General features: G+C 37.9%; 1 protein-coding gene. It reads right to left on the reverse strand.

Features of this window, described 5'->3' with window-relative positions; translation table 11 throughout:
• A partial coding sequence (locus KI369_RS27965; protein WP_212958899.1) for a YebC/PmpR family DNA-binding transcriptional regulator occupies positions 1–698 on the reverse strand: 698 nt, incomplete at its 3' end.
• Between the last annotated feature and the right edge of the window lie 46 nt (positions 699–744).

Here is a 744-nt window from a genome sequence, read left to right on the forward strand (position 1 = left end):
TGGTAAACTTGTTGCACATCTTCTAGATCTTCTAATGCGTCAACCATTTTTTCAAATTGTACTTGAGCATCTTCAGGAAGTTCTACATCACTTTGTGCAAGCATTGTTAATTCTGCAACTGTGAATTCTTCAACACCAGCATCTTTAAGTGCAGATTGTACAGAATGGAATTGATCAGGTTCAGCATACACGATAACAGCATCTTCTTCTTCAAGAATGTCACGTGCATCTACATCTGCTTCCATTAAAATTTCAAGAACTTCATCTGATGTTTTCCCTTCAAGGCCGATAACAGCTGTCGCATCAAACATGTAAGCTACAGAACCGTTTACACCCATGTTACCGCTGTTTTTGCTAAATGCAGCTCGTACATCTGCTGCGGTACGGTTTACGTTATTTGTAAGTGTATCTACAATTACCATAGATCCATTTGGTCCGAATCCTTCATAACGAAGCTCGTCATAATTTTCTTCTGAACCGCCTTTTGCTTTTTCAACTGCACGATCGATAATTGTTCTTGGAACATTGTATGTTTTCGCACGTTCTAATACGACTCTAAGCGCTTGGTTTGATTCTGGATCTGGCTCACCTTGTTTTGCTGCCACATAAATTTCACGTCCAAATTTCGCGTATATACGGCTTGTATTTGCATCTTTTGATGCTTTTTTATCCTTAATATTATTCCATTTACGACCCATACTTTCCACTCTCTTTCCCGTTTTAAATCTACATAAAAATATTAAT

The organism is Bacillus sanguinis, assembly GCF_018332475.1.
GTDB classification, from domain to species: Bacteria; Bacillota; Bacilli; order Bacillales; family Bacillaceae_G; genus Bacillus_A; species Bacillus_A sanguinis.